The sequence below is a fragment of the Nonomuraea sp. NPDC004580 genome (genome assembly GCF_040609855.1).
Lineage (GTDB): Bacteria > Actinomycetota > Actinomycetes > Streptosporangiales > Streptosporangiaceae > Nonomuraea > Nonomuraea salmonea.
On record NZ_JBEXLH010000085.1, the window covers coordinates 22650 to 31873 of the forward strand.

Sequence of the window (9224 nt, forward strand, 5' to 3'; positions counted from 1 at the left end):
CGCCGGTCGCTTGTGGAAATACCTTCATCCGGTCCGGGTCGCGTCCGAGTGGGTGCGGCGGGAGGTTACCGCGTACGCGATGCTGACGACGATGAAGAACGGGATGCCTGCCCACCATGCCGGTCGCAGGGGCTCGATGAACAGGGTGGAGATGATCACCGCGGCCAGGAACAGCATCACCACGCCCGATGTGACCGGCGCGCCCCACAGACGGACCGGGGAGGGTGGCAGGCCCTGGGCGGTGCGGGTGCGGCGGAAGGCGTGGTGGGTGGCGAGGATGAGGAGCCAGACCACCAGGGCGCCGAAGACCGAGACGCCGAACAACGCCAGGTAGGCGCCGCTTTCGCTGGCCGCCGACACGCCTGCCGCGAGCGCCAGGCCGAGCGCCGACAGGGCGAGGGCGTTGCGGGGGACGCCGGCGGCGCTCAGGCGGCCGGTCCAGCGGGGGGCGTAGCCGTTGGCGGCCAGGGAGTGCATCATGCGGGTGGTCAGGTAGAGGTTGGTGTTGGCGCTGGACAGGGCGGCGGTCAGGACGACGAAGTTCATCACCGTCGCCGCCGCGGGCACTCCGGCGGCGGAGAAGACGGTGACGAACGGGCTTTCGGTGACCGAGCCGCCCTGGGCCGTGGTGGTCCACGGCACCACGGTGAGCACGATCGCGATGGCGACCACGTAGAAGAGGGCGAGCCGGGTGATCATGCGGCGGGCGGCTCGGGGGATGTCGCGTACGGGGTTCTCCGACTCGGCGGCGGTCACCGAGACGACCTCCGTGCCGATGTAGCTGAACAGGACGAACACCATGGCGAGGAACAGGCCGCTCATCCCGTTGGGCAGGAAGCCGTCGTGGGCGGTGAGGTTGGTCAGGCCGGTGGCGTCGGCGCTGGGCAGGCCGACCGTCACCAGCACCAGGCCGAGCAGGATGAACACGATGATCGCGACCACTTTGATCATCGCGAACCAGTACTCGATCTCGCCGAACAGCCGGACGGCGGCCGCGTTCACCCCCAGCACGACCACCGAGAAGACCGCGACGGGCAGCCACAGCGGCAGCGACGGCCGCCAGAACTGTACGTAGATCCCGGCCGCGATGACCTCGCCGCCGATCGCGATGACCTGGATCGTCCAGTACGTCCACCGGACCACGAACCCGGCCCACGGCCCCAGATAGCGATGCGCGATCACCCCGAACGCGCCCGCCTCAGGGTGCACCACCACCATCTCGGCCAGCGACCAGCCGATCACCAGGGCGACCGCGGCGCAGATGACGTACGCGACGATCGTCGCCGGGCCCGCCTGCGAGATCGCCAGGCTGGAGCCGAGGAAGAGCCCGGTGCCGATGGCCCCGCCCAGCCCGATCATGGTGAGCTGGCGCCCGGTCAGCCGGCGTTGCAGGCCGGATGCGTTCTCGTCCACGGCGTACCTCTCGATGAAGGGGGTGGTCAGCTCCTGCGGTAGGAGCTGATGGCTGCGACGGCCGCGTCCACGTCGGAGCGGTCGTTGTAGTAGTGGAACGACAGCCGCAGCAGGTCGCCGCGGGGCGCCGTCCAGATGCGCCGCTCGGCCAGCGCGGCGGCCAGCCGGTCGGGGGCGTCGTCGGCGATGGCCACCTGCGGGCCGCGCGCACCGGCGGGCGAGGCCACCTTCACGCCCTCCGCCGTCAGCCGTTCGGCCAGCTCGTCCACCAGTTCGGACACGTGCCGCCGCACGTCGTGCAGGTCGATCCGCTCGATGAGGTCGAAGCCGGCGTTGGCCGCGTAAGCGGACGGGATGGGCGGCGTGCCGGTCTCGAAGCGGCGGGCGTCGCCGGGGAAGTCGAGCAGGCGAGGGTCGAACGCGAACGGCTGCGTACGGCCGAACCAGCCGGTCAGCTCGGGCGCGCGCTGCTGCTCCAGCCCGCCGCGCACGTAGAGGAAGGCGATGCCGGGCAGGCCGAGCAGGTATTTGAGCGAGCCGGACGCCAGGTAGTCGCAGCCGAGCCGGCGCACGTCGATCGGGGTGACCCCGGCGCCCTGATAGGCGTCCACGAAGACCCGGGCGCCCTGCTCGTGCGCCAGCCGCACGACGTCCTCGACCGGCAGGCGGGCGCCGTTGCGGTAGGTGTGCAGCGGCACCGACACCAGGCCGGCGCTGCCGTCGATCAGCTCCTCGTACGCCTCCGCCGCCACCTGCTCACCGCTGTCGGCCACCACCCTGACCTGGGCGCCGCGCTGCTGCTGGGCCAGCCAGACGTGCGCGATCGACGGGAACTCCAGGTCGGTCGTGACGATGCCGGGCCGCCGCGCCCAGTCGAGCGAGGAGGCGGCCTGGAACGCGGCCTCCGACGCGCACGACAGCACGGCCACCTCGCCGGGCTCCGCGCCGATCAGCCGGGCGAACCGCTCCCTGGCCCGCTCGACCTGCCCCATCCAGGTCCCCCAGGGGGCGCCCTCCTCGCGCAGCGAGTGGCCGATCTCCTGCAGCGCGTACGCCAGCCGCGACGACAGCGCGCCCTGGCTGCAGCTCGCGAGGTGCACGGAGCCGTCCAGGGACGGGAACTCGGCGCGGAACTGGGTGGAGCTCAAGAGGTGTGACATTTCGGGCACCCTATCCGGGCAGTTTTAACCAGGTCAATACCGATTTAATGGCATTGAAGGCATATAGGATCGCCGGGTGATCGGTGCCAGGATCCGGCAGCTCCGTACGGAACGCGGGCTGACCCTCGCCCAGCTCGCCGCCGCCACCGGCGTGTCCAGCGGGCTCATCAGCCAGGTCGAGCGCGACCTCGCCGACCCCAGCCTGGAGACGCTCAGGAAGATCGCGAAGGTGCTGGACCTGCCGCTGTTCAGCCTGTTCCAGGAGCCGGACGGCGAGGCCGTGGCCGTGGTCAGGCGCGGCGGGCGGATGGTGGTCAGATCACCGGCCGGCGGGATCTCCTACACGCGCGTCTCACCCGGTCACGGGCGGCTCGAGGTGCTGGAGGGCCACCTGCTGCCCGGCGGCTCCTCGGCCGCCGAGCCGTGGACGCACCCGTCGGAGGAGTGCGTGCTGGTGCTGCGCGGGCGGCTCGTGGTGGAGGTCGCCGGGGCCGAGCACCTGCTGGAGGCGGGGGACAGCTGCTACTTCGACTCCGCGCTGCCGCACCGCTACCTCAACCCCGGCGACGAACCCGCCGACTTCCTGATCGCCGCCACCCCACCGAGCTACTGAGCTGCGCCGTCGCCCCGAGCGGCCGTCACTCCCCGGCCATGGCGTAGAGCGCGGCGTCGGCGATGACGGACACCGCGCGCCTGACCGGTTCGGCGGCCCAGCCGCTCCCGCAGACCTCCTTGAAGCGCCGGTCGTCGTAGCCGGGGAAGAACGTACGGGTGTACCGGTCGGCGTGCAGGATCGTGACGAGCGTCCCCGTACGGGCGTCGGGCTCGGCCCCGGCCAGCGCGGCGGTCACCCGGGCCCTGATCTCGGCCCGCCCGCCGGGCCGCGCCTCCGGCCACCGCCTGACCGGGAAGAGACCGAGCGCCTTGCCGCGCGTCTCGGCCAGCACCCCGCCCGTCACCAGCCGGGCCAGCAGCCGCCGGCGTAAGCCGTGCCGTTCCAGCAGCTGGATGCACGAGACGGGCCGCCTGCTGCGGGTGCCCATCAGGGCGAGCGCGGCGTCCAGCTCGTCCTCGCCGAGCCTGGCGGGATCGCGGACGGACAGTTTCCTGCCCGACAGCTCCATCCGGCCGCGCACGACCAGCTCGGCCAGCACGGCGGCGGCGATCGCGGGATCCAGCCAGGTCGTGGTGACGGCCGGGCGGCCTTCGTTGTCGTAGGCGAGTAGGAGCAGCTCTTCCGCGATGGTCACTCGACCTTCACCCTCTCGCGCGCGCCATGGTGCTCTCGGCGTGGTCCACCTCGGACGTGGTCGCGCGGCCAGCCGGGGAAGATCCGTCGATCAAGCCGGGTGCCTTCGAGCGTCCAGCGAAACGGCTACGTGGTCAAGAGGGTTCTCCTACAGGGTGAGGCGGTCAGGCGGGTGGGGCAGCGGATGGCCGGTGACGGCGGTCAGGCCGTCGAAGGCCAGCTCCAGGTAGCGCCGCCAGGCCTGCGGGTCGGCGTCGAGCAGCGGCGCGGCGGTGTGCTGGATGCCGCTCAGCATGAGGGCGACGTCGGTGCCGGTCACGTCGGGGCGTACGGCGCCTTTCTCCCTGGCGCGGGCGGTGAGCTGCTCGGCGACCTCACAGAGCCGGTGGATCGCGTCGCGCACCTCCTGGCTCTGCAGCGAGGGACGGCCGATGACGTCGCAGAACGCCCGGTCTCTGACGAACGCCTCGACCCCGGCGGTCATGAACGCGCGCAGCGCCCGCACCGGGTCGTCGTCGGCGAGCAGCCCGGTGGCGGTGCCGATCAGCTCGTCGAGCAGGTCGAGCATGATCGCCGCCAGCAGGTCCTCCTTGGTGGGGAAGTGCCGGAAGACCGTGCCCTTGCCCACCCCGGCGCGCTGCGCGATCTCGCCGATGGACGCCTCGACGCCGCGCTCGGCGAACGTCCTGGCCGCGACGTCGAGCAGCAGCTTCCTGTTGCGCACCGCGTCGCTGCGGGTCGAAGGGGGCTTCGCGCTCATGCCGGCCAGTCTACCGGCCAAGGTGACCGACCGGTCCGTTTAGCTGCTACGGTGAAGCTGACCAGCCGGTCCGTTTCGTAGAACGAACCGGTGAGCTGCGGAAAGGACGCACATGAACCACGATCTCGCGGGCAAGGTCGCCCTCGTCACCGGCGCGTCGTCGGGCATCGGCGCGGCCACCGCCCTGGCGCTGTCGGCCGGCGGAGCCCGCGTCGCGGCCGGAGCCAGGCGCGCGGACCGCCTCAAGGCCCTGGCAGGCCAGGCGCGGGGCGAGCTGCTCCCGCTCGACCTGGACGTCACCGATCAGGAGTCCGTACGCGCGGCCGTGGCCGCGACCGTCGGCCACTTCGGCAGGCTCGACGTGCTGGTGAACAACGCCGGCGTCATGCTCAGCGGCCCCATCGAGGGCGCCGACACCTCAGAGTGGGTTCGCATGGTCGAGACCAACCTGCTCGGCTCCATGTACGCCGTGCACGCCGCCCTGCCCCACCTCCTGGCGAGCAAGGGCACGGTCGTGCAGGTCTCCTCCACCTCGGGCCGCATCGCCTCGGCCGGCGGCGGCGTCTACGCGGCCACCAAGTTCGGCGTCACCGCGTTCGCCGAGTCGCTGCGGCAGGAGGTCACCACCAGGGGCGTCCGCGTGGTCGTCGTCGAGCCCGGCTTCGTCGCCACCGAGCTGATCGGCCACATCACCGACCCGGCGCGGCGGGCCGCCGCGCGCGAGATGGGCGAGGCCATGCGCACCCTCCAGCCGGAGGACATCGCCGACGCCGTCGTGTACGCGGTCGGCCGGCCGCCGCGCGTCGCGGTCAACGAGCTGCTCATCCGCCCCACCGACCAGACCCGCTAGAGCGGGGTGACAGCGGCGGCGACATGCCCGCGTTCGCCTGACAGGAGCCGCGGGCGGCCGGAGCCGCCCGCGGCCCGTCATGTCACTGGACGTTGATCCGGTCCACCTCCACGGTGATGCCCCTGACCTGCGGGGTCGAGGTGGCCGTGGTGACGGTCCCGGCGCCCCTGCTGACGCCCTTGACCTTCATCGTGTACGTCAGCGTCCCGCCGGGCACGGCCGGAGTGCTGGTGACCACGAGGTCCTCGGTCGGCGGTCCGGCGATCTGGCTGCCGGCGGTGCCCTCCGCGTTCTCGGCCCCGACGGTCAGGCCGTACTCGGCGGGCGGCGCGCCTGGCAGGTCGGCCGGGTCGTAGGCGTAGCTGATGTCCTCGGTGCCGTTGATCCCGATCCACTGCTGGAACACCTTCAGCTCGTTCGTCCCGTAAAGGTTGACCCGCCACTCGACGACCAGCCAGCGGTTCGTCCCGTCGGTCAGGACCGTGGCGAGGACGCCGGGCGCGCCGGCGCCGTTCAGGTCGGTCCAGTACGGGGCGAGCACGTTGTTCGGCCGCGCCGGGTCGGGCAGCGTCTGCGGGATGAAGGAGATGTCGGCCGAGGTGGCCCCGCCGGCCACGCTGTAGCCGTTGGACGTCACGCCGAGCACGGTGTGGGTGCTCCCGGCGAAGGTGAACGGCGCAGGTGAGGTGAAGTTCACCGCCTGCTCGTCACCGAGCGGGAACGGGGTGACGCCGAACAGGTCGAGCGGCAGATACCCGGCCGGCCCCGCACCTGGCGCGATCACGGGTTTCGGCGGCTGGGTCGCGGCCAGCGTCTTCTTCGTGGTCGCGATCTGCGTGCCGGCCTTGGTCGCTCCCGTGACGGAGGTGAGCCGCAGCCGGGCGTCGAGCGTGCTGAGCGCGGTCACCTCGGCGTCCTGGTCGGTGTCGTTGTGCACGGTGACCGTGCAGGTGGACTCGCCGGTGTTCCTGGCGATCGTGTCGGGCGTACAGGTCTGGTCGACCGGGATCGCGCCCTCCTGCCGGTGGAAGGCGACCGGCAGGTGCAACTGCCGTGAGCCGCCGACCTGCTTGAGGTTCACCTGCCCGAAGTACTGCCCGTCGGGCAGGCCGGGCGCGGTGATGACGATGCTCAGCTCGGCCGTCTTGCCCGGCTTGACGGAGAACAGCGGCGGCAGCACGGTGACGGCGGCGCCGCTGACGGTCTTGCCGGACGCGGTGAAAGTGAGCGTCTTGCCGGTGACGTTCTTCACCGTGCGCTTGGCGGTGATGACGCCCGGCATGGTAGGAGCGTTCACCGACGGCAGGTTGAGGTCGATGCGGTTGAGCGGGTCGGCGGCCGACGCGACGAAGGCGTCCGCGCTCTCGTCCAGCGTCAGGCCGGGGTCGCCGGCCTTGGTCAGGTCGATGCGCCCGCCGCCCATGTCGAACGGGTCGGCCGGCGTCGTACGGTCCTGCTTGGTGACCGCCGTCTTGGCCGTCGTCTCCAGCGCGGACTTCACCTGGCCCGGCGTCCAGTCGGGATGCAGCGCGAACAGTAGCGCCGCCGCCCCCGCCACGTGCGGCGACGACATCGAGGTGCCCGAGATGACCTGGAAGAGGTTGCCCGGCGGGCCTTCGAGCGACGACTCGGGCGTGGGCGTCATGCCCGCCATGATGTGCAGGCCCGGCGCGGTGAGGTCCGGCTTGAGGAAGTCGCCGCCGGGGCCGCGCGAGGAGAAGTGCGTGATCGCGTCGCCCTGCCACGTGCTCTTGGCGCCCTGCTCGAACGAGGCCGTGGCGCCGGGGTTGGCGGCGAGGAAGCTCAGCAGCGTGTCGGACTCCGGCTTGTCGAGGTGCGCCGACGGCAGCCAGTGGGCGTCGGTGAAGACGTCGAACGGGAAGCTGTTGTAGAGGATCATCCCGGCCGCGCCGCCCTGCCGTACGTTGAAGCTCTTCAGCACCCGGTTCGGGCCGCGCTCACAGGCGACGATCTTGCCGGTGAACAGCCCGGCGGGCGCGGGCACGTCGCACAGCGGCCGCGAGTAGGGCGGTGCGGAGGCGAGCACCACGGGCAGCGGCGAGGAGATGCCCGCCGTGATGGACGCGCCCTTGATCGTCACCGGGGTGGGACCACCGTGCAGCTTGATCGTGGTCTGGAACGTCCTGGTCTGCGTGGAGGCGGCCACCGTGGTCGTCCACGGGCCGAGGTGGTCGGTGGTGTTCGCGCCGGGGCCCGAGTTGCCGGCCGAAGCCGAGACCAGCACGCCCGCCGCGTACGCGTCGAGGAAGGCCAGCTCGACGGGGTCGCTGTACGGGTCGTCGCCGCCGGAGATCGAGAAGTTGATCACCCGGACGCCGTCCAGGATGGCCCGCGCCACCGCCGCCGCCGAGTCGGACGGGAAGCAACCCTCCAGGCCGCACACCTTGTAGACCGATACGGCCGCGCCGGGTGCGATGCCCTGGATGGGGCCGCGGCTGATGCCGAGCGGGTTCGCGTCGGCGACCGGGCCGCCGGCCGAGGTGCTCGCGGTGTGGGTGCCGTGGCCGTTGGAGTCGCGGGCGCTGTCGGGATAGACCTCGCCGCCGAACACCGCGTTGTACGTCTCCAGGAACGGCTGCCCGCCGATCAGCTTGTTGGTGCAGGTGAACGGGTCGTTCGCCGGGGTCGTCGGGTTGTCGCCGAAGGTGCACGCCCGCGGCGTGCCGTCCTTGGTCGGCGGGGGAGCGGGCAGGCCGGGCCGATCCGCGAACGACGGGTGCTCGGGCCAGGCGCCGCTGTCGAGCACACCCACGATCACGCCCTTGCCCGCCGTGCCGCTGCCGCCGCCCAGCTTGCTGTAGATCGTCGGGGCGCCGATGAAGGCGGGGCTGGAGTCGGTCAGCAGCTGCTCCGGCTTGTCCTCCTGGACGGCGACCGCGCCGGGCAGCCTGAGCACCTCGTCGGCCTTGTCACCGGGGATGCGCAGCGCGATGCCGCCGTACACGGTCCGCAGCCGCTGGCCGACGACGGCTCCAGGGACCTTCGACCTCAGCTCGGCGAGGAAGGCGTTCTCGACCTCCTCGATGTGCTCGCCGTACTTCCTCGCGTCCGCGCTGCGCGTGTCGAGTGCGCGGCCGGTGACGGACGGGCTGGTGCCGGCGAGTCCCGGCAGGCCGCCCTGGTAGGCGGCGAGCGAGTCGTAGTCGAGCTTCACCACGACGTTGACCGGGGCGGGGGAGGTGGCGCGCAGCAGCGCGGGGTCGCTCTCGGCGAGCTTGCCCGTCGGTGACTTGGCGCCGTCCACCACCGCGGACGGGGTGAGCGGGATGGCCGTCCACTTCTTGTCCGGCGGGTCGGGGGTGGCCGCGGCAGCGGCGCCCGGGAGCGGGGCGGCGGCCAGGACCAGGCTCAGACCGGCGGCGGCGGTGACCAGCCGGCGTAAGCGGGATAAGAGCGCACTGGATGACACGGAAGGACCTCCTCGTCGAGGGCTGCGCGGGCTCGCCGCGCCGCCCAGGAGGCCGTCAGGTCACCCCGTCCGCGGGCGCGCGAGGGGAGAGCCATGACCCTCCCCGGCGGGTGACGAGCGGGAACGGCGCCGTAAAAGAGCGTGGTTCCGAACCGGAGTGTAAACAGCGGGCGTTGACCGGGGGAGCCGCGTGACTTGACAGAATCCCGCCGGTAATCCGGCACACGTTGCGATCGACATCGCCCGTTTTCCCCGGTCGTGGGCGGGTGCGGGCACGACCGGGCGGTGTCGAGCGCCACCGGCGGCCCGTTCGGTCGGGGGGGGGGAACCGGGGGGGGTAGGGGGGGGCCGTCGTGGGCCCG

General features: G+C 72.1%; 7 protein-coding genes. 2 read left to right on the forward strand and 5 right to left on the reverse strand.

Going from position 1 to position 9224, the window contains the following annotated elements; genetic code table 11:
* Positions 1-24: 24 nt before the first annotated feature.
* On the reverse strand, positions 25-1413 hold the full coding sequence (locus tag ABZW11_RS42715) for an amino acid permease (protein WP_355431039.1): 1389 nt from the start codon (positions 1411-1413) through the stop codon (positions 25-27).
* 26 nt (positions 1414-1439) lie between these two features.
* Complete coding sequence (locus ABZW11_RS42720) at positions 1440-2573, reverse strand: aminotransferase class V-fold PLP-dependent enzyme (RefSeq protein WP_355431042.1); 1134 nt, start codon at positions 2571-2573, stop codon at positions 1440-1442.
* Positions 2574-2649: 76 nt separating this feature from the next.
* Here ABZW11_RS42720 and ABZW11_RS42725 point away from each other — a divergent pair, with 76 nt between their 5' ends.
* Positions 2650-3186 carry an XRE family transcriptional regulator gene (locus tag ABZW11_RS42725; RefSeq protein ID WP_355431044.1) on the forward strand — a complete coding sequence of 179 codons (537 nt, stop codon included), beginning with the start codon at positions 2650-2652 and terminating at the stop codon, positions 3184-3186.
* A 25-nt stretch (positions 3187-3211) separates the two neighbouring features.
* Here the strand turns inward: ABZW11_RS42725 and ABZW11_RS42730 are convergent, their stop codons facing one another.
* Together ABZW11_RS42730 and ABZW11_RS42735 are read right to left on the reverse strand one after the other, a co-directional pair.
* A complete protein-coding gene (locus ABZW11_RS42730) occupies positions 3212-3823 on the reverse strand; it encodes a GPP34 family phosphoprotein (protein ID WP_355431047.1) in 612 nt (203 codons plus the stop codon).
* A gap of 147 nt (positions 3824-3970) precedes the next feature.
* On the reverse strand, positions 3971-4582 hold the full coding sequence (locus tag ABZW11_RS42735) for a helix-turn-helix domain-containing protein (protein ID WP_355431050.1): 612 nt from the start codon (positions 4580-4582) through the stop codon (positions 3971-3973).
* Positions 4583-4694: 112 nt separating this feature from the next.
* Here ABZW11_RS42735 and ABZW11_RS42740 point away from each other — a divergent pair, with 112 nt between their 5' ends.
* Positions 4695-5432, forward strand: a complete 738-nt coding sequence (locus ABZW11_RS42740) for an SDR family NAD(P)-dependent oxidoreductase (protein WP_355431053.1) — start codon at positions 4695-4697, stop codon at positions 5430-5432.
* A gap of 82 nt (positions 5433-5514) precedes the next feature.
* On the opposite strand, the gene ABZW11_RS42745 is transcribed toward ABZW11_RS42740, so the two are convergent.
* Entirely contained in the window at positions 5515-8862 is a 3348-nt protein-coding gene (locus tag ABZW11_RS42745) for a S8 family serine peptidase (protein WP_355431057.1), read from the reverse strand.
* Positions 8863-9224 lie beyond the last annotated feature (362 nt).

Excerpts from the sequence above, each read along its gene's own strand:
- ABZW11_RS42720 (WP_355431042.1), bottom strand. The coding sequence starts at position 2,573 with ATGTCACACCTCTTGAGCTCCACCCAGTTCCGCGCCGAGTTCCCGTCC.
- ABZW11_RS42735 (WP_355431050.1), bottom strand. The coding sequence starts at position 4,582 with ATGAGCGCGAAGCCCCCTTCGACCCGCAGCGACGCGGTGCGCAACAGG.
- ABZW11_RS42740 (WP_355431053.1), top strand. The coding sequence starts at position 4,695 with ATGAACCACGATCTCGCGGGCAAGGTCGCCCTCGTCACCGGCGCGTCG.